18 protein-coding genes are annotated in these 17,584 nt (G+C 74.4%); 17 read left to right on the top strand and 1 reads right to left on the bottom strand.

Annotated elements, in window-relative coordinates; genetic code table 11:
- The 3 genes from OP18_RS41730 to OP18_RS54575 all read left to right on the top strand — a co-directional run.
- On the top strand, positions 1-536 hold a 536-nt coding region (locus tag OP18_RS41730), incomplete at its 5' end, for a glycoside hydrolase family 11 protein (RefSeq protein ID WP_033364783.1).
- Positions 537-674: 138 nt separating this feature from the next.
- Positions 675-1,286 carry a TetR/AcrR family transcriptional regulator gene (locus tag OP18_RS41725; RefSeq protein WP_162189900.1) on the top strand — a complete coding sequence of 204 codons (612 nt, stop codon included), beginning with the start codon at positions 675-677 and terminating at the stop codon, positions 1,284-1,286.
- Complete coding sequence (locus tag OP18_RS54575; RefSeq protein WP_156090154.1) at positions 1,283-2,056, top strand: maleylpyruvate isomerase family mycothiol-dependent enzyme; 774 nt, start codon at positions 1,283-1,285, stop codon at positions 2,054-2,056. Before OP18_RS41725 ends, OP18_RS54575 begins: the two co-directional genes overlap by 4 nt.
- A 1,173-nt stretch (positions 2,057-3,229) precedes the next feature.
- Here the strand turns inward: OP18_RS54575 and OP18_RS53835 are convergent.
- Positions 3,230-5,128, bottom strand: a complete 1,899-nt coding sequence (locus OP18_RS53835; RefSeq protein WP_052388132.1) for a hypothetical protein — start codon at positions 5,126-5,128, stop codon at positions 3,230-3,232.
- Positions 5,129-5,240: 112 nt separating this feature from the next.
- Here OP18_RS53835 and OP18_RS62145 point away from each other — a divergent pair, with 112 nt between their 5' ends.
- The 14 genes from OP18_RS62145 (at position 5,241) to OP18_RS41650 (ending at position 17,560) form a co-directional block, all read left to right on the top strand.
- Entirely contained in the window at positions 5,241-5,366 is a 126-nt protein-coding gene (locus OP18_RS62145) for a hypothetical protein (protein ID WP_260709490.1), read from the top strand.
- 85 nt (positions 5,367-5,451) lie between these two features.
- On the top strand, positions 5,452-5,637 hold the full coding sequence (locus OP18_RS58115) for a hypothetical protein (protein ID WP_156090153.1): 186 nt from the start codon (positions 5,452-5,454) through the stop codon (positions 5,635-5,637).
- 60 nt (positions 5,638-5,697) lie between these two features.
- Positions 5,698-6,651: a hypothetical protein gene (locus OP18_RS53830; RefSeq protein ID WP_156090152.1), complete on the top strand. Its 954-nt coding sequence runs from the start codon at positions 5,698-5,700 to the stop codon at positions 6,649-6,651.
- A gap of 97 nt (positions 6,652-6,748) precedes the next feature.
- On the top strand, positions 6,749-7,072 hold the full coding sequence (locus OP18_RS41700) for a GYD domain-containing protein (RefSeq protein WP_033364737.1): 324 nt from the start codon (positions 6,749-6,751) through the stop codon (positions 7,070-7,072).
- A gap of 87 nt (positions 7,073-7,159) precedes the next feature.
- The gene (locus OP18_RS53825) at positions 7,160-9,664 is read left to right on the top strand and encodes an ATP-binding protein (RefSeq protein WP_162189899.1); all 2,505 of its coding nucleotides are present in this window, start codon (positions 7,160-7,162) and stop codon (positions 9,662-9,664) included.
- A 180-nt stretch (positions 9,665-9,844) separates the two neighbouring features.
- Positions 9,845-10,384, top strand: a complete 540-nt coding sequence (locus tag OP18_RS41690) for an RICIN domain-containing protein (protein WP_033364736.1) — start codon at positions 9,845-9,847, stop codon at positions 10,382-10,384.
- Positions 10,385-10,580: 196 nt separating this feature from the next.
- A complete protein-coding gene (locus tag OP18_RS41685) occupies positions 10,581-11,429 on the top strand; it encodes a DUF4397 domain-containing protein (RefSeq protein ID WP_052388129.1) in 849 nt (282 codons plus the stop codon).
- The gene (locus OP18_RS41680; RefSeq protein ID WP_081971564.1) at positions 11,429-12,133 is read left to right on the top strand and encodes a class F sortase; all 705 of its coding nucleotides are present in this window, start codon (positions 11,429-11,431) and stop codon (positions 12,131-12,133) included. Before OP18_RS41685 ends, OP18_RS41680 begins: the two co-directional genes overlap by 1 nt.
- A 56-nt stretch (positions 12,134-12,189) precedes the next feature.
- A complete protein-coding gene (locus tag OP18_RS41675; protein ID WP_052388128.1) occupies positions 12,190-12,825 on the top strand; it encodes a sigma-70 family RNA polymerase sigma factor in 636 nt (211 codons plus the stop codon).
- A complete protein-coding gene (locus tag OP18_RS41670; RefSeq protein WP_033364733.1) occupies positions 12,779-13,588 on the top strand; it encodes an anti-sigma factor in 810 nt (269 codons plus the stop codon). The genes OP18_RS41675 and OP18_RS41670 overlap by 47 nt, the downstream gene beginning before the upstream one ends.
- A 97-nt stretch (positions 13,589-13,685) precedes the next feature.
- The gene (locus tag OP18_RS41665) at positions 13,686-14,636 is read left to right on the top strand and encodes a transporter substrate-binding domain-containing protein (RefSeq protein WP_033364732.1); all 951 of its coding nucleotides are present in this window, start codon (positions 13,686-13,688) and stop codon (positions 14,634-14,636) included.
- Between the two features lie 151 nt (positions 14,637-14,787).
- The gene (locus tag OP18_RS41660) at positions 14,788-15,639 is read left to right on the top strand and encodes an amino acid ABC transporter permease (RefSeq protein WP_033364731.1); all 852 of its coding nucleotides are present in this window, start codon (positions 14,788-14,790) and stop codon (positions 15,637-15,639) included.
- Positions 15,636-16,400 carry an amino acid ABC transporter ATP-binding protein gene (locus tag OP18_RS41655; protein WP_033364730.1) on the top strand — a complete coding sequence of 255 codons (765 nt, stop codon included), beginning with the start codon at positions 15,636-15,638 and terminating at the stop codon, positions 16,398-16,400. Before OP18_RS41660 ends, OP18_RS41655 begins: the two co-directional genes overlap by 4 nt.
- Positions 16,397-17,560: a M20/M25/M40 family metallo-hydrolase gene (locus OP18_RS41650; RefSeq protein ID WP_033364729.1), complete on the top strand. Its 1,164-nt coding sequence runs from the start codon at positions 16,397-16,399 to the stop codon at positions 17,558-17,560. The genes OP18_RS41655 and OP18_RS41650 overlap by 4 nt, the downstream gene beginning before the upstream one ends.
- Positions 17,561-17,584: the final 24 nt, after the last annotated feature.

Raw genomic sequence — 17,584 nt, 5'->3', positions numbered from 1 at the left:
ACCGCACCCAGCGGGTGAACCAGCCGTCCATCATCGGCACGGCGACGTTCTACCAGTACTGGAGCGTCCGGCAGAGCAAGCGCACCGGCGGCACCATCAACGTGGGCAACCACTTCAACGCGTGGCGCAACGCCGGCCTGCAGATCGGCACCCCGAACTACCAGATCATGGCCACTGAGGGGTACCAGAGCAACGTGAGCTCGAACATCACCGTGAGCGAGGGCTCCGGCGGTGGCGGCGGTGGTGGCGGCGGCGGTGGCGGCGGTGGCGGCGGTTGCACGGCCACCCTGTCCGCCGGCCAGCGCTGGAGCGACCGCTACAACCTCAACGTGGCGGTGTCGGGCACCAACAACTGGACCGTGACGATGAACGTCCCGGCGCCGGCGACGATCAGCTCGACCTGGAACGTGAACGCGACCTGGCCGAGCCAGTACGTGATGGTCGGCAAACCGAACGGCAGCGGCAACAACTTCGGGGTCACCATCATGGCCAACGGCCAGTGGAACTGGCCCTCGGTTTCCTGCAGCGCAGGCTGACCGGACATCCGCACACGGCACGGCTGAGGCACGGTGACCACCGCGCCTCAGCCGTGCACCGTTTTGTCGGCCGCTCCCGGCCGCGGACCTTCGGGATCGGCTTGACACGACCCGCCGCGCCGGCCCACACTCCTAATCGTGTTAGGCAAACCGAATCGCGATAGGAAGACCGAACGACGTTCGGAGACCCGTCGAGAGATCGTCGACGCCGCGTGGCAGGTCGCGCGGGACAAAGGGCTGGCGCAGGTGACCCTGCGCGACGTCGCTGACGCCGTGGGGATGCGGCCGCCGTCGCTGTACACCCACTTCGCCTCCAAGAACGCCATCTACGACGCGATGTTCGGCGACGCCTGGACCCAGTACCTGGAGCACACGAAGACCGCCGAGGCCGGCGAACCGGGCACCAGCCGGGCCGCCATGCGGTACTACGCCCGCGTGTTCTTCGACTTCGCGGTCGCGTTCCCGGCCCGGCACCAGCTGATGAACCTGCGCACGCTGCCCGACTTCACCCCGAGCCCGCAGGCCTACGCGCCGTCCATGGCGGTCATGCAGGACTTCGTCGCCCGGATGGCCCGGCACGGCGTGCACCGCCAGGACGACATCGACCTTTTCGTCGCCATCGTCTCCGGCATGATCGACGCCCAACTCGCCAACGACCCCGGCGGCACGCGCTGGTCAGCGCTGCTGGACCGGGCCATCGACATGTTCGCCGACAACGTCGGCATCACCGATGAACGGAGCAGGCCATGACGATGCAGGCGTTACCCAGGAGCGACGCCGCGCCCCAGCGGCCCGGCCTGGATCGCGACACGGCGATGCGCCTCGCCGCCGACGAGTACACCCGGTGCGCCGACCTCCTGGCGCGCCTCGAGCCGCACCACTGGTCGGCGCCGACCGTGAACACCGGCTGGGACGTCCGCGACACCGCCGGCCACATGCTCGGCATGATGCAGATGATGAGCAGCCTGCCGCAGCTGGTCGGGCAGATGGCCACGTCCATGCGCCAGGCACGCAAGGCCAAGGCGCCCGTCTCGATCGACCACCTGACCGCACTGCAGGTCCGGCGCACCGCCGGCCTCAGCACCGCCGAGCTGCTGCAGCGCTGGCGGGACCTGGCCCCGAAAGCGGTCCGCGGCCGGGCCCGCGTCCCCGGGTTCCTGCGCGGCCGCAGCATGCCGGAGGCGCAGCTGGTCGGCGGTCACCTGGAGCGGTGGACGTTCGCGTACCTGGTGGACGTGATCCTGACCCGCGACCCGTTCATGCACCGGCTCGACATCTGCGCCGCCACCGGTCTCGACCCGCGACCCGACGCCGAACACGACGGCCGCCTCGTCGCCGACGTCGTGCGGGACTGGGCGCAACGCCACAACCAGCCGTTCCGCCTGACCCTGACCGGCCCCGCCGGCGGCGCCTGGGACACCGGCGGCGAACCCATCACCCTCGACGCGCTGGACTTCTGCCGCATCGTCTCCGGCCGCGGCACGGGCACCGGCCTGCTCACCACCGCCGTGCCGTTCTGACCCGCGCCCGGCGGCGGGCAGGTCAGGGCATGGGAGGGTTCCGCGGCGGGGCGCCGCCGCGGGTCGGCGGAGCGGTCCGCGACTCCACGACCGGGAGCAGCTCCATGGCGCCCCGGGTGCCGGCGGCAACCTCGCCGCGCAGCTCTTCGAGGCGGCCCTGCGCGGCGAGCAGCTCGGACAGGTGCGTGCCGGCATCGACGTCCCCGGCGTCGGACCGCTGCCGGAGCTCGGCGACGTGGCCGTGCCGGGCCAGCAGGGAGGCGAGCCGGAAGCGGGCATGATCGCTCCCCCGGTCGGCGATGTCTCGCAGTTCGTCGATGCCGTCGTGGTTGGCCAGCATGTTGATCAGCCAGTCCTGCGCGGTGGTGCTGCCGGCGGCGGCGCGGCTTCGCAGCAGGTCCATCGCGTCCTCGGCGGACACGTGGGTCTTGAGCAGGTCGACCAGCAGACGCATCGCGACCCAGCTGCCCGCCGCGGTGCGCTCGCGCAGCACCGCGATGGCGTCGTCGATCCGGCCGGCCTTGGTCATGAGTTCGATCAGCAGCTCGCCCGCGACCCAGTTGCCGTTGCGCTCCGGCACGCGGACGGCGACCAGCCGCATGCATTCGATCGCCTCGTCGACCTGCCCTTGGACGAACAGTTGCTCGATGGCGAACCGGTTGCCGTCGCGTGCCATGCGGTGCAGCACGTCCAGTCGGCCGGCCCGGCCGAGGATGCCGACGAGGTGCTCACCGCCGTCCGCCCGTCCGCTCAGCAGCGCGATGGCCTCGTCGAAGCGGCCCTGCCCGGCGAGGAGGTCGGCGAGGAGGTCGGGGTGGGTGCCGCGGCCGGCCAGCAGCGCGATCGCTTCGTCGGTACGGCCGGCGACGCTGAGCAGCGTAGCCAGCAGCTTGCCGGATCGCCGGTCCGCTGCGGGCCGGGCGCGCAGCAGCGCGACGGCCTCTTCGGTGCGACCGGCGGTGACCAGCAGATCGACGAGCTCGTGGCCGGCGTCCTCGTCGCCGGCGTCGGCGAGCGTGCGCAATTCGTCGACGCGGCCATGACGCCACAGCCAATTGACGAGGTCCCGCCGGCTGTACCGATCCCCGGGCGTGAGCCGCATCCGCAGCGTGACCGCCGCTTCGAGATCGCCGGCGTCGACGAGCGCCTGGACCGCGGCCGGCAGCGCCTGTCTCAGGTCGTCACGGGCCAGCTCCGCCAGCTCGTCGATGCGACGCTCCGCGGCCAGCAGGGCGACGAGCCGCTCGTACGACTGCCTGGCGCCCCGGCCGGCGTCGCGGCGCAGGAACGCGATGAGGTCCTCGGTGCGGCCTTGGGCCGGCAGCACGGTGGCAGCTTCCCGGCGGCCCACTGGTCGCCGGCGGTCGCCCGCTGCAGCAGCTCGTCGACCCGGCCCTGCTCGACGAGCAGGTCGGCGAGCCGCATCGCCGCACCCGGGCAACCGGACCCGGCGAAGCGGCGCAGGTCGTCGACGCGGTGGTGGTCGGCCAGCACGGCACTGAAGGCGAATCCGGTGTCGTCGCGGTCGAGCCAGCCGGCGGCCACGCCGATGAGCTCGTCGATCATGCCGAGCTCGCCGAGGCGGAGGATCAGGCTGCGGCGGGCGCCGACGTTGCCGGCGAGGGCTTCCTCGCGCAGCTCGTCCAGCGGCAGCAACGGCGTGATGCGGGCATCGAAGACCGCTTCGGCGAAGGGGTCGCCGGCCGCCGCGGCCCGTCGGTACAGCGCGGCGGCCTGCCGGTGCCTGGCCCGGCTCAACGCACTCGCGGCCAGCGCCGAGGTGTCCGTCGGGTCGTGATGGCGCACGATCGCGTCCCAGACCGCGTCGGGCACCTGGACGTCGCGGCGGACCCGCAGGGCGTGCTGGTGCAGGTAGTCGGCGACGGCGTACCCGGCGATCCGGCCGAGCCGGGCGGCCACCGGCGACAGGCTGGCCGCGGCACCGTGCAGCGGACTGGAGGCGTACGCCAACGCGCCGTCGAGCCAGCCGGCCGGCGCGGTCGCGAGGTGGGCCGAGTCGAGATAGGCGGGAGCGGCCTGCGCCAGCAGCTCCCGGCTCACCGGCCGCCGGGCGCCGAGCCGGCGCACGTCCAGGGCGGCCGTGATCGTCGCCTTCGCGTACGGGTCGGGCGCGTGCTCCCACCAGCGCACGAGCGCCGGCCCGGCGGCGAGCACCTGCGTCAGCCCGCCGTCATCGGTGCCCAGGGCGACCCGGATGCGTGCGTCGCCGGCCAGCGCCCGCGCCCGGGCCAGCTCCGCCGCGCCGAACCGGTCCGGCACGTCGATGACCGCGGCGGCATCGAGCAGCCGCCGCTGCTGCGTCTCGGTCGGGGTCGGTGCCGGCCCGGGCACGATCCGCGGCAGGTACTCCTGCGGCCACAGCGTCGCCACCACCAGCGTCGTGCGGCTGAGCTGATGCACGGCCGGCGCCGCGGCCAGGAAGCGCTGCAGCTCGTCCAGCCACACCACCGTGCGCCGGGCCGGCAGCGCCGCGAGGGCGCGGATCTCGTCGTCGTCGGCGGGGTGCGCCAGCCACCAGTCGGGCAGCGCCGCCGTCACCGCCTCGAACAGGCTGCGGGTCTTCCCGGCCGACGAACCGCCGACCAGCAGGACCAGGCCGCTGCGGGCCGACGCCGCCGTCACCGCGGCCCGCAGGGCGGGGTCGAAGTCACGCTCGACGTACGGGGGCAGCTCGGTGGCGTGCTCGGCCACGCGGATCGCCGCGTGCACACCGAGCAGCCGCGGCTGTGCGTCACGGACGCGCACCGCGCCGGCCGGCCGGACCGATCCGACGTTCGCCACGCGGTCCCGGGCCGCGAGCCACGCCTCGCCGGCCGCGGGGTCCAGCCCACAGGCCGCCAGGTATGCGGCGACCGTTTCGCGTGACGGCACCGACCGGCCGCCCAGCAGGTCGCTGAGCGTGCTCGACGGAAGGTGCCGCGGCCCGCCCCGGCCGGCGGGCAGCCGCTTCGCCGCGAGGCTCAGCGCGGCATATGAACGGCCGCCTCGCAGCGCGTTCAGCCCGTGCGCGAACTCCGCCACGGTCTCGATCGACGACGGGTCCATCGTCACCCGGCAATCGTAGACCGGTGGACAAAGCCTCCGGCGTTGTCCGGATCCGTGGCCGGACAGCGATCGCCGCTGGTCAGCTGGGTGCGGCAGACAACCGAACGGAGGCCACACGATGCAAGACACCACTGCGCCGGCCTGGCGGTCCCGGCTGATCCTGGCGGCGGTGACGGGCACGCTCTCCGGAGCGGCCCGCGCCGTGATCAGCTGGCTGCTCAGCCGGGTCACCGACCACCAGTAGCGGGCCGCCGCCCCGCCGTCCCGCGCCGACCGGAGCAGGACGGCGGGGCACCGGGGCGTCGCGGGCGCGGTGGCAGGATGGACGGATGAGGCGGTTGGTCCGTTCCCGGTGGTTCCCGCTGGCGTGCCTGTTCGCGGCGATCGGGATCATCGTGGCCGTGCTGGCGCTCGCCGGTGCGTTCACCGGGCCGGTCGAGGCGCTGACCGCCACCGCCGTGCTGCTCGCCGGGCTCGGCACGGTCTTCCTCGCCACGGTCCGCCGCCGCGGCTGACGGCACGCCCGCTCGCCATGGCGACGGAGGGTGTTGCGGTGCGGTACTACCCTCCGCCCCATGCCAGATGATCATGTGTACGGTGTGCGGCTGTTCGTGCCGGGCACCGCGGCGACGCCGGCCCAGTGGCAGGACTCGCTCGGACGGTCCGGTCTGACGCTGGACGGCGGGGCGCTCACCTCGCCGGACCTCGGCTTCCGCGCGCTGAGCGAGTGGGTGGCCAACGACGGCTCGTTCGGCCAGGCGTTCGGCTACGGCACGATGACGCCGCAGGAGCAGTATGCCGTCGACGCCGCGGGCAGCGCGCTGCTGCTGGATCTGCCGGTGTACCTCGGTGCGCCGGTGGCGACGTTGATCGCCGCGCTGGGTGAGGCCGGGGCGCTGGGCGTACGACTCGAGCAGTCGAAGCTCGGTTGGCCGGTCACCCGCTGGGTGCGGGCCCTCGAGGGCGGCGACCCGTGGGCGCTCTACCGCTGCGCCGTCGTGGTGCTGCAGGGCGAGGGCGGGTCGCGGTCCTGCGGCATGCACGTGTTCGGGTTGCCGGACGCGCGGGTCGAGGCCGCGCCGGTGGAGGCCGACCGGCTGCTGGGCGAGCTCAACGTGTACCAGCTGGCGGAGGACCCCGTGCTCGTCACCGGGGACACGTTCCGGCCCGACCTGGACACCCCGCGACGCCGCCTCGAACGCTGGCCCGACGACGGGTACCCGCCGGATCACCCCTGCCACAACCCGTTCGGCACCTGGCGGCTGGGCGGCGAGGGCGGCACCGCGGACCCGCGGGGTGACCTACGGCCCGTGTTCATCCCCCCGCTGGTGGTCCTGCTGACCGCGGCCGAGGATCGCGCCGGCCGGCCGCTGCGCCGCGACGAGGTGGAGCGCGTCACCAACGAGGGTGCCTGCATGATGATGGCCCACGCCGACGCGCAGCACCTCGAACGCGGCCGGGGTTACGCCGATCTCGAGCCGGAGCTGGCCTGGGATCAGTGGCAGGTCCTGCGGGGATTCCGGGACTGACACCGGCGCGCGGGTTTGTGCCGCCGGCCCGGGGAAATCTTCGCCCCGGCGCCGCCAGCGAACGGCGTGACAACCACCCTTGAGGAAGGTGACGCGCATGCCGAAGTACCTGTTCCGCAGCACCTACACCACCGACGGCGTCCGGGGTCTGCTCGACGAGGGCGGCACCGGCCGGGCCAAGGAGTCCGAACGCTTCCTCGCCAGCCTCGGCGGCCGGCTGGAGTCGTTCCACTTCGGCTTCGGCGGCACGGACACGTACATCGTCGCCGACCTGCCCGACAACGCGGCGGCCGCCGCCGTCTGCCTGACCGCCGCCGCGTCCGGCTCGGTCGGCTCGGAGACGGTGGTGCTGCTGACCCCGGAGGAGATCGACGAGGCCGTCCACCAGAAGGTCGGCTTCCGCCCGCCGGGCGCCCGGTAGACCGGGTCAGGGCCGCGGCGCGGCCGGGGTCGGGGTTCGTCGTATAGGTGACGGCGCGGGTGCGGCCAGGGTCGTATGGTCGGCCGGGTGAGCCCGTTCGCCGAGCTGCTGCGGCGGCACCGGACCGCGGCCGGTCTCGGCCAGCGGGAGCTGGCGACCCGCTCAGGCCTGAGCGAACGTGCCGTGCGGGCCCTGGAGGGCGGCTCGGCCACCCAGCCGCGCCGGCACTCGGTCGTCGCCCTCGCCGACGCGCTGCGCCTGACCGGCCCCGAACGTGCCGCGTTCGCCGCTGCCGCGTTCCGCCCCGGCGCGGCGCCGGCCGTCATGGCGCCGCCGGCACCGGACGCGATGGTGGGGCGTGACGAGGACCTGCGCTGGCTGACCGACCTGGTGCTGGGCGGGCGCCACCGGATCGTGACCGTCACGGGCCCCGGCGGCGTGGGCAAGTCCCGGCTGGCCGCCGAACTCGTCGCCGGGCTGCGGCGCCGTGAAGGCCTCGAGGTGTACGCGGTGGACTGCGCGACACTCGCCGAGCCGGGCCTGGCCGGGGAGCTGATCGCCGAGGCGGTCGGGTGCGGCGGCGCTTCCCGGCTGCCGGCGGTGGAGCGGATCGCGGTCCAGCTGCGCAGCCGCCGGGTGCTGCTCGTGCTGGACGGGTTCGAGCGCCTGGTGGCGGCCGCGCCGGAGGTGGCCGGGATGGTCACCCGGTGCCCCGGCCTGACCGTGCTCGTTACCAGCCAGCGGGCGCTGCGGCTGCGCGGCGAGCGGCAGGTGCGGCTGGAGCCGCTGCCGGCGTCCGCCGCGGTCGAGCTGTTCGCCCGGCGCGCCGCCGAGGCGGCGCCCGGTTTCGCCGTGACCGGCGACAACGCGGGACCGGTCGCGGCCATCTGCCGGACCGTGGACGGGCTGCCGCTGGCGCTGGAGCTGGCCGCGGCCCGCATGCGGCTGCTGACCCCCGCCGAGCTGCTGGCCAGGCTCGACCGGCCGCTGCGGGAGCTGGCCGGCGGCGCGGCCGACCTGCCCGAGCGGCACCGTTCGCTGCGCGCCACCATCACCGCCAGCCTGCAGGTCGTCGGCGCCGCGGCCGGCCGGCTGTTCACCTGGCTCGCCGCCTTCCCGGCCGGAGTTCGCCCCGACGACCTGCAGGCGGTGGTCGACCGGCTGGCCGGTGACCACGGCGGGTCGCGGGACGGGCTGCTCGACGCGGTCGCCGAGCTGGTCGACGCGCACCTGCTGCGGGTCCGCAACGAGCGGGACGCGTCACGGTACGTGCTGCCCGACACCATGCGGGAGATGGCCGGCGAGCTGCTCGCCGCCGGCCGCGACGAGGCGGCGACCCGGCGGGCCGCGGCCGAGCACTACCTGGGCCGGCTGCGCGCGGCGGCGGCCCGCCCGGACGGCGCCGGCTACGGCCGCCTGGACGCCGATGTGGACAACGTGCGGGCCGCGCTGTGGTGGGCGCGACGGCACGCCCCGGACGTCGTCGACGCGGCCACGGTCGACGCCTGGTACCGCTACTCGGAGCTGCGCGGCCGCTTCACCGAGGCGCGCGGGACGCTCACGGCGCTGGCCGGCGCCGGTGTCGCCGGGTCGGTGCGGGCGCTGTTGCGGGCCGCCCGCTGCGCGCAGGCGCTGGGCGACTTCGACGACGCGGCGCGCCTGGCCACCCGGGCGGTGCGGGCGCTGCCACCCGCCGACCACGGCGGACACGCGCTGGCCGCGCTGGTGCTCGGCATCTCCGCGGCGGCCGCCGGTGACCTCGACGCCGCGGTGCGGCACGACCGGGACGCGGTGCGGGCGGCGGAGGCGGCCGGCGACGACCGGGCCCTCGGCCACGCGCTGAACAACCTGGCCGGTGCGCACGTCATGGCCGGGGACCTGACCGCCGGCGAGCGGTGCATGCGCGCCGCCCTGGTGGTGAAGCAGCGGGCCGGTACCGGCGACGTCGACATCGGCCGGACCCTGATGAACCTCGCGGAGATCGCGCTGCACAAGGGCGACTGGCCGGGGGCGGCCACGCTCGGCGCCCGGGCCGACGCGGCGCTGGAGCGTGGCGGGCACGCCGGGCTGCGGGTCAACGCGCTGTCCGGCATCGCCGTGTCCAGCCTGGCCGGCGGCGACCTCGCCGCGGCCGTGTCGGCGATGGACCGGGCCCTGGCACTGTTCCCCGTGGTCGGCGACGACCAGCAGCTGCGCGGCATGGTACGGGCCCGGCAGAGCCTGATCGAGCACGCCGGCGGGCGCGCCGGCAGCGGCGCCGACGCCCTCGCGGAGGCGGTCACGGCGCTGCGGGTCGGCCGGCTGGAACATGAGCTGGCACCGATCGTGGAGGCGCACGCGGCGCTCGCCGCCGACCGCGAGCCGGCCACGGCGGCGCGGCTGCTCGGCGTCGTCCTGGCGCTCGGCGACCGGCACGACCACCGGCAGCCGCCGCTGATCCGGCCGGCCGCGGCGACCGGGCAGCGCTGCCGCACCGCCCTCGGCGCGGCCCGCTTCGACCACGAGCGCCGGACCGGCGCCCGGCTGCTCACCGAGGACGACCTCGGCGCGGGGCTGCGGGAGCTGCTCGCCTCGCTCGGCCCGTCCGCCTGAACCCGACGGCGTCGCGTCGCCCACCCGACACGGCCGCGCCGCGCCGTGCGCACCGCGCGGTACCTCGCAGGCAGTTCGCAGGCAGTTGCGCGCGGCGCGATGGCCGGGCCGCGCCCCGCCGCCGCACCGTGGGCAACGGCCGCCGCGGTGGCGGTCACCCGATGCGAAAGGAACACGCTCATGACCATGTTCACGCGGGTCCGCCGGATGCTGACCGTCCTCGCGGCCGGCGCGGCGATCGCCGCCGGCGTCACGGTCGGCGCCGCGCCGGCCCAGGCGACGGTCACGCCGTTCGCGCTGTCGCTCACCGCCGTGCACAGCAACCTGGTGCTCGCCGAGTCCAGCAATGTGCCCGGCGCGGCCGTGGTCCAGCGCAAGCCGGACTCCCAACCCGCGAGCGCCCGCCAGTGGCGGCTCGACTTCGTCGCCGCGGCCACCGCGCGACTGGTCAACGTCGAGTTCCCCGGGATGTGCATGCAGCCGGAGAAGGCACTGGAGGCGTCCATCGTCCGGATGCGGCCCTGTGACGGCACCGTGGTGGCCCAGGTCTGGCAGGACCACCTGCGCACGTTCAACGGCCAGACCGTCCACGAATGGCACAACCTGGCCAGCCACATGTGCCTGGACGTCAACGAGGCGTCGCAGAGCCCCGAAGCGCTGGTGATCCAGTTCCCCTGCACGGGCGGCGCCAACCAGCTGTTCAAGCAGGCGGTCGTCTGACTCCGGCAGGCCCGCGGGCGGGTGGTGCGGCCGGCCGGCCGCACCACCCGCGTGCCGTTTCCGAACACCAGTGTTCGCTCTGGAAGGCCCCCGCGGTTGCAGGTTGTGGCATGTTCCATCGGCGGCATCCACCGGAGGCTGGGCTCGCGAACCCTCTGACGTTCGCACCACCCACAGTCTTCGGAGGGTCCGACCCATGCTTACCCGCCTGTCAATGCGCCGGTCCGCCGCGGCGTTCGCCGCGCTGGCGCTCGCCGGTGTCACCGCCGGTGTCACCCTGGTCGCCGAGCCCGCGTACGCCGCCGGGCCGAGCAAGGTCTCGGTCGTGCACGGCATCTCCGGCCAGCCGGTCGACGTGTACGTCAACGGCAAGAAGACCCTGGACAACTTCCAGCCCTCCACCGTCGCCGGGCCGCTGGACCTGCCGGCGGGCAAGTACGACATCGTCATCGTCAAGCCCGGCGACCCGGTGTCCAGCCCGATCATCAAGGTCGACCAGGCCGCGGTGCCGGCCGACGCGAACATCAGCCTGGTCGCGCACCTGACCGCGGACGGCAAGCCGACCCTCACCCCGTTCGTCAACGACACCGCGAAGCTCGGCCCGGGCAAGGCCCGCCTGATCGTGCGGCACACCGCCGCCGCGCCCGCGGTCGACGTCCGCGCCGGCGGCCAGCCCGTGTTCAAGAACCTCACCAACCCCAACGAGGCCAAGGCCGACCTGGCGGCCGGGACCGTCAGCGCCGACGTGGTGCTCGCCGGCACGACCACGGTCGCCATCCCCGCCGCGAACCTGAACCTGGCGGAGGGCACCGCGACGATCGTGTACGCGGTCGGCTCCGCGGAGGGCAAGACCCTCGGTGTGGTGGCCCAGACGATCAGCGGCCTGCACGGCACCCCGGGTGGTGTCCCGTCCGGTGACGGCGGCAACGCCGACCAGGGCCCGGCCGGTTGGGTGTACGCCGCCGGCGCCGCCGGTCTGCTGCTGCTGCTCGCCGGCGGGTTCGTGCTGTACCGCACCCGCGGCAACGCCCGGGCGCAGGGCTGATGTCCTCGCCGCGGCCTGACGGCCTGCCCCCGCAGCCTGCTGCGGGGGCACGGCCCCGGCGGCTGGCGGGCTGGGCCGGCGTCGCCGCCGGTGTCGTCGTGCTCACCGCCGCCGGGGTCACCGCGTGTGCCGAGCAGCCGAAGCCGTCCGTCGGCGGCTCGACGGCGGCGGCGCTGGCGTCCCCGGCGACGCCGGCCCCGGCGGGCGACGCGGTGCCGACCGTCGCCGGGGCGCTGCCGCCGGCGCCGGCGGTCGTTGCGCCGGCCCGGCTGCAGATCAGCAAGCTCGGGTTGTCCGCTCGGGTGGACGCGGTCGGCATCGACGAGCGCACCGGCGACTTCGCGGTCCCGCCGAGCGTCGACGTGGTCGGCTGGTACCGGTACGGGCCCGGCGTGAACGCGACGGCGGGGTCCATCGTCATCGCCGGGCACGTCGACAGCGCCCGCGAGGGCGGCGGGGCGTTCTTCCGGCTGCGGGACCTCGGCCCCGGCGACGCGGTGACGGTCACCGGCAGTGACGGCGCCGTCCGGCGGTTCACGGTGGTGGCGCGGGAGGTGTACCCGAAGGCGAAGATCCCGCTGGAGCGGTACTTCGCCCGCGACGGCGCCCCGCGGCTGACCCTGATCACGTGCGGCGGCCCGTTCGACGCCGCCACCCGGCACTACCGCGACAACGTCGTCATCACCGCGCAGCCCGCGGGGTGACCCGACTCGTCCTCGGTCCTGGCAACTGTGCGTTACCGTCTGGAGGTGGCACGACGATGGCAGCACCGGCGGCACTGGCGGTGATCTCCGCCGACCCGGGCACCGGCCCCGGGCCGGCGCGTCCCGACGATGCGCTCGCGGCGGCGTTCTGCCGCGGCGAGGACGTGCTCGGTCTGGTCTACCGGCGGTACGCGCCGGCGGTGTACCACCTCGCCGGGCGGACCCTGACCGCCACCGCCGACGTCGAGGACGTCACCCAGGCCACGTTCATCGCCGCGTGGCAGGGCCGCGCCGGATTCGACCCGGCCCGCGGCACGCTCCTGGGCTGGCTGCTCGCCATCACCCGGCGCAAGGTCGTCGACCAGCTGCGGGCCGCCGGCCGCGCCGGCCGCGCCGTCGAGTCCGCTCAGCGGCACAGCGACGCCACCACCGACGACGCGGCCGCGGACCAGGTGGTGGACCGGCTGGTGGTGGCCGACGAGCTGGCCGCGTTACCCGCCGAGCAGCGCCGGGTCCTGCAGCTCGCGTTCTACGACGACCTGACCCACACGCAGATCGCGGCGGTCACGGCGCTGCCGCTGGGGACCGTGAAGAGCCACCTCCGGCGCGGCATGGCCCGCCTGCGCGAACGATTGGAGGTGGACGGTGCCACATCTGGACGGCGACCGGCTGATCCAACGCGCGCTCAATGACCTGCCCCTCACGCGGCAGGAAGCCGGCCATCTCGAGCACTGTGCGCGCTGCGGCGCGCAGATCGACCGGCTGCGGCACGTCGCCGCGCAGGGCCGGCACACGCAGAGCCTGCGCGACCTGCCCGCGCCGCCGCAGCGGGTCTGGGACCGCATCCAGGCCGAGCTGGGCGCGACCGGCCGCGGCGCGCCGCCCCCGGTCAGGTTGCACACCGACCCGCCGCCGTACCGGCCGGCCATGCGGCTCTTCGACGAGCGGGCGCACCGCCGGGTGCCGCCCGCGGGCCGGCGGCGCGGGCCGGGCCGGCTCGCCACCGTGGTCGCGGTCGCCGCGGCGGCGGCCGTCGCCGCGGTGGTCTCGGTCATCGTCGTCATCCCGCGGTCCACCGCGCCGTCCGCCGCGGCGCCGTGCGCCGGTGTGGCCGAGGTGCGCCTGGAGACGTTGCCCGGGGTCGCCGCGGGTGTGACCGGTTACGCCTGCCTGCGCACCGTCGGCGGACAGCGTCGCCTGTACGTCCACACGACCGGGATGCCCAGCCGGTCCGACGGCGACTACGAGGCCTGGTTGCTGGACGCCACCAGTCTCAACGGTCCCGTGCTGCGCATGGAGGCCCTCGGTGTCATGGACGGCAGCGGCGGCCAGGATTTCCCGGTGTCGGCGAGCCTCGACCTGGCCAGCTACCGCGTCCTGGACATCTCCGCCGAGCCGCACGACGGCAACGCGGCGCACTCCGGACGGTCGCTGCTGCGTGGGACGGTGGTCTGAGAACCGGCACCGACAGCGTGGTACATCAAACCGTAACTTCACATCATCTGTAACAGGCGTTACATTCTCGGAGACCACTATCCGGGAGGACACGCACATGCGCATCAGACTTCTGGCAGCTGCGGCGGTGACGGCCGGGCTGACGCTGGCGGCCGGCTGCGGCGCGTCCGACGGCGGCACCAGCGACGGCGCCGGCGGCGCGACGCCCAAGACGGTCAGCGTGACCGTCGAGGGCGCCGGCACCGTGAGCACCGACGCCGCGGTCGCGGCGAAGCTGCCGAAGGACATCCGCGACAAGGGCAGCCTCACCGTTGCCACCAACGCCCCGTACCAGCCGTTCATCGACTTCGTCGCCGAAGGCAAGACCGACGCGTTCAAGGGCCTGGACTACGACCTGTTCACCGCGGCGTCGGCGCGGCTCGGCATCACCGCGAAATTCTCCCAGCAGCCGTTCGACGGTCTCGTACCGGGTCTGCAGGCCGCCAAGTACGACGCGATCGCCGGCGGCATCACCGACAAGAAGGAACGCCAGCAGGTCGCCACGTTCGTCGACTACTCCGCGTCGGGCACCGGCTTCCTGGTCCCGGCCGGCAACCCGGGCGGCGTGAAGACCGTCGCCGAGCTGTGCGGCAGGAAGGTCGCCGTGCAGAAGGCCAGCAACCAGGCCAAGCACCTGGCGGCGTACAGCAAGGACAGCTGCGGCGGCAGCGCCATCACCGTGCAGGAGTACCCGGAGAACCCGCAGGCCGTGCAGGCGATGCTGGCCGGCAACGTCGACGCGGTCGCGGCCACCAAGGTCAACCTCGTCGACACGGCGGCGTCGCTGGCCGGCAAGGCGGAGCTGGTCGAGGACCCGGCCGCGCCCAACGGCTGGCTCGCCTCCCCCAACGGTTTCGGCTTCCTCAAGGCGCGCAAGGACCTCGCCGAGGCCTACCAGGCCGCGCTGCAGTCGCTCGTCGACGACGGCACCTACGGCAAGATCCTGGCGCACTGGAAGCAGCAGCCGATCGCGCTCAAGCAGATCACCGTCGACAAGGCCATCGACTGACGGCCGGCTGACCACGGGCTGAACGCCGGGGCGCCCCGAGCGCACCCCACCGAGACCCGCGATCGCCGGGTGCCACACCGTCTGCTGGAGAGGGCGGACCGTTGCCGGCACCCGGCGATCGCGCCATCTTCCGCGACGAAGGAAACCCACCATGGAATCCACCACTGTGCGTGCCGTGCCGGTGCGTCACTACGGTCGATGGGCCGGCGCCGCCGTGCTGGTCGTCATCGCCGTGCTGTTCTTCAGGGCGCTGCTGGACAGCCCGAACCTCGAACCGGCCACGATCGGCGAGTACCTGTTCAAGGACTACGTCCTGCGCGGCGTCGGCGTGACCCTGCTGCTGACCGCGGTCGCGATGGTGCTCGGCACCGCCGGCGCGATCGTCCTGGCCGTGCTGCGACTGTCGGCCAACCCGGTGCTGCGCGGCGGCGCCTGGGCGTTCATCTGGTTCTTCCGCGGCACTCCCCTGCTCGTGCAGATCATCTTCTGGGGTTTCCTCGGCGCGCTGTTCCCGCGGATCACCATCTCGGTGCCGTTCGCCGGGACGCTGTTCGACCAGCCGACGAGCGTCGTGGTGTCCGGCACGACGGCGGCGATCCTGGCGCTGTCACTCAACGAGATGGCGTACGCGGCGGAGATCGTGCGCAGCGGGATCATGTCCGTGGACCGCGGCCAGACCGAGGCGGCGCACGCGCTCGGCATGAGCCCGGCGCTCACCATGCGCCGCATCGTGCTGCCCCAGGCGATGCGGGTCATCATCCCGCCGATGGGCAACGAGACCATCACCATGCTCAAGTCCACGGCGCTGGTGTCGGTGATCGCCGGGCACGACCTGATGACGGTCGTGCAGGGCGTGTACGGCAACAACTACAAGGTGATCCCGCTGCTGGTGGTGGCGGCGCTGTGGTACCTGGCGCTGGTCAGCGCGCTGTCGGTGGTCCAGTTCTTCGTGGAGCGGCGGTTCGGCCGCGGCTTCGCCGGTCCGAGAGGTGGTCTGCGATGAGCGTGCCGATGGTCTCCGCCGAAGGCGTCCGGAAACGGTTCGGCGGCCACGAGGTGCTGCGCGGCATCGACCTGCGGGTCGCGCCGGGTGAGGTGTGCTGCCTGCTCGGCCCGTCCGGCTCCGGCAAGTCCACGTTCCTGCGCTGCGTCAACCACCTCGAGACGGTCGACGGCGGCAGCCTCCGCGTCGACGGTGCCCTCGTCGGGTACGTGCAACGCGGCGACCGCCTGTTCGAGCTGCGCCCCCGCGAGGTGGCCGCCCGGCGGCGCGAGATCGGCATGGTCTTCCAGCGGTTCAACCTGTTCCCGCACCTGACCGCGCTGCAGAACATCACCGAGGCGCCGCTGCGGGTGCTGCGCGAGCCGGCGAACGAGGTCCGCGAACGGGCCCTGGCACTGCTGGAGCGGGTCGGGCTGGCCGACAAGGCCGCCGCGTTCCCGGCGCAGCTGTCCGGCGGCCAGCAGCAGCGGGTCGCGATCGCCCGGGCGCTGGCGATGCGGCCGAAGCTCATGCTCTTCGACGAGCCGACCTCGGCGCTGGACCCGGAGCTCGTCGGTGACGTCCTGGAGGTCATGCGCGGCCTCGCCGCCGACGGCATGACGATGCTGGTGGTGACCCACGAGATGGGCTTCGCCAGGGAGGTCGCCGACACCGTCGCGTTCCTCGACGACGGGGTCGTCGTCGAGGCCGGCAGCCCCAGCGAGGTCCTGGGCAACCCGCGGCACGAACGCACCCGCGCGTTCCTGTCGAAGGTGCTGTGAGCCTCCGCGACGCCGCCGCGGCGCGCCACCCGTCCTATGTGGAGCGTCTCGGCCGGCTGGTGAACATCGACTCCGGCTCCCGCGACCTGCCGGGCCTGCACGACGTGGCGACGACCCTCGCGGCGTGGTGCACCGAGTCGGGACTGGCGACGCGGCTCGTGCCGGTCTACGACGCCGCCATGGCCCCGCTCGGCGATGCCGTCGTGGCCCGGGTCCGCGGCACCGGTACCCGCCGGATCCTGCTCGCCGGGCACCTGGACACCGTCTTCGCCGCCGGGACGGCCGCCGCCCGGCCGTTCCGCGTCGACGGCACGAAGGCCTTCGGGCCGGGCGTGTGCGACGACAAGGGCGGCGTCCTGGCCGGCCTGTGCGCGGTCGAGACCCTGCTGGACACCGGCCGCACCGCGTTCGGTGAGCTGACCCTGCTCGCCACCCCCGACGAGGAGATCGGCTCGGTCGGCAGCCGGTCGCTGCTCGGGCGGCTCGCCGTCGACACCGACGTCGCGCTGTGCCTGGAGTGCGCCCGGGAGAACGGCGACCTGGTCTCCGCCCGCAAGGGCGTCGCCGACGTGGAGCTGCTGCTGCGCGGCCGGGCCGCGCACGCCGGGATCGAGCCGGAACGCGGCGCCAACGCCGCCCTGGCCGCCGCCCGGCTGACCGTCGCGCTGCAGGAGCTCAACGGGCGCTGGCCGTCGGTGACGGTGAACGTCGGCGTCCTGCAGGCCGGGCAGCGGGCGAACGTGGTGGCCGACCAGGCCCGCCTGGTCGTGGACCTGCGCGCCGACCGGACCGGCGCGTTCGACGAGGCGCTCGCCGCCGTCGAGGCGCTCAGCCGCCGGCCGTTCGTGGACGGGGTGACCGTCGAGCTGGCGGTGCACGCGCCCACGCCGCCGTGGGAACGCTCGCCGGCGACGGGGCGGCTGGTGGAGCTGGCGGCCAAGGTCGGGGCCGGGATCGGCGTGCCGGTCCGCGACGCCGCGACCGGCGGCTGCGCCGACGCGAACCTGCTCGCCGCCGCCGGGCTCGCCGTGCTGGACGGGCTCGGCCCGGTCGGCGGCAACGACCACAGCAGCGACGAGTGGCTCGACCTGGCCTCCGTACCGGACCGGGTGGCGCTGCTGGCGGGGCTGGTGGACGCCGCGGCACGCGACGGGGTGTAGCACCGCAACGAGGAAGGGGCCCCG

Origin of the sequence: Dactylosporangium aurantiacum (assembly GCF_000716715.1) — a bacterium.
Taxonomy (GTDB): Bacteria; Actinomycetota; Actinomycetes; order Mycobacteriales; family Micromonosporaceae; genus Dactylosporangium; species Dactylosporangium aurantiacum.
The sequence above is the reverse complement of the archived record's forward strand: the minus strand, read 5'-3'. Positions and strand labels throughout refer to the sequence as shown.

Bases quoted from the DNA above. Each gene is read 5' to 3' on its own strand.
- OP18_RS54575 (WP_156090154.1), top strand. From the start codon at position 1,283: ATGACGATGCAGGCGTTACCCAGGAGCGACGCCGCGCCCCAGCGGCCC.
- OP18_RS62145 (WP_260709490.1), top strand. From the start codon at position 5,241: ATGCAAGACACCACTGCGCCGGCCTGGCGGTCCCGGCTGATCCTGGCG.
- OP18_RS58115 (WP_156090153.1), top strand. From the start codon at position 5,452: ATGAGGCGGTTGGTCCGTTCCCGGTGGTTCCCGCTGGCGTGCCTGTTC.
- OP18_RS53830 (WP_156090152.1), top strand. From the start codon at position 5,698: ATGCCAGATGATCATGTGTACGGTGTGCGGCTGTTCGTGCCGGGCACC.
- OP18_RS41700 (WP_033364737.1), top strand. From the start codon at position 6,749: ATGCCGAAGTACCTGTTCCGCAGCACCTACACCACCGACGGCGTCCGG.
- OP18_RS41690 (WP_033364736.1), top strand. From the start codon at position 9,845: ATGACCATGTTCACGCGGGTCCGCCGGATGCTGACCGTCCTCGCGGCC.
- OP18_RS41685 (WP_052388129.1), top strand. From the start codon at position 10,581: ATGCTTACCCGCCTGTCAATGCGCCGGTCCGCCGCGGCGTTCGCCGCG.
- OP18_RS41680 (WP_081971564.1), top strand. From the start codon at position 11,429: ATGTCCTCGCCGCGGCCTGACGGCCTGCCCCCGCAGCCTGCTGCGGGG.
- OP18_RS41675 (WP_052388128.1), top strand. From the start codon at position 12,190: ATGGCAGCACCGGCGGCACTGGCGGTGATCTCCGCCGACCCGGGCACC.
- OP18_RS41665 (WP_033364732.1), top strand. From the start codon at position 13,686: ATGCGCATCAGACTTCTGGCAGCTGCGGCGGTGACGGCCGGGCTGACG.
- OP18_RS41660 (WP_033364731.1), top strand. From the start codon at position 14,788: ATGGAATCCACCACTGTGCGTGCCGTGCCGGTGCGTCACTACGGTCGA.
- OP18_RS41655 (WP_033364730.1), top strand. From the start codon at position 15,636: ATGAGCGTGCCGATGGTCTCCGCCGAAGGCGTCCGGAAACGGTTCGGC.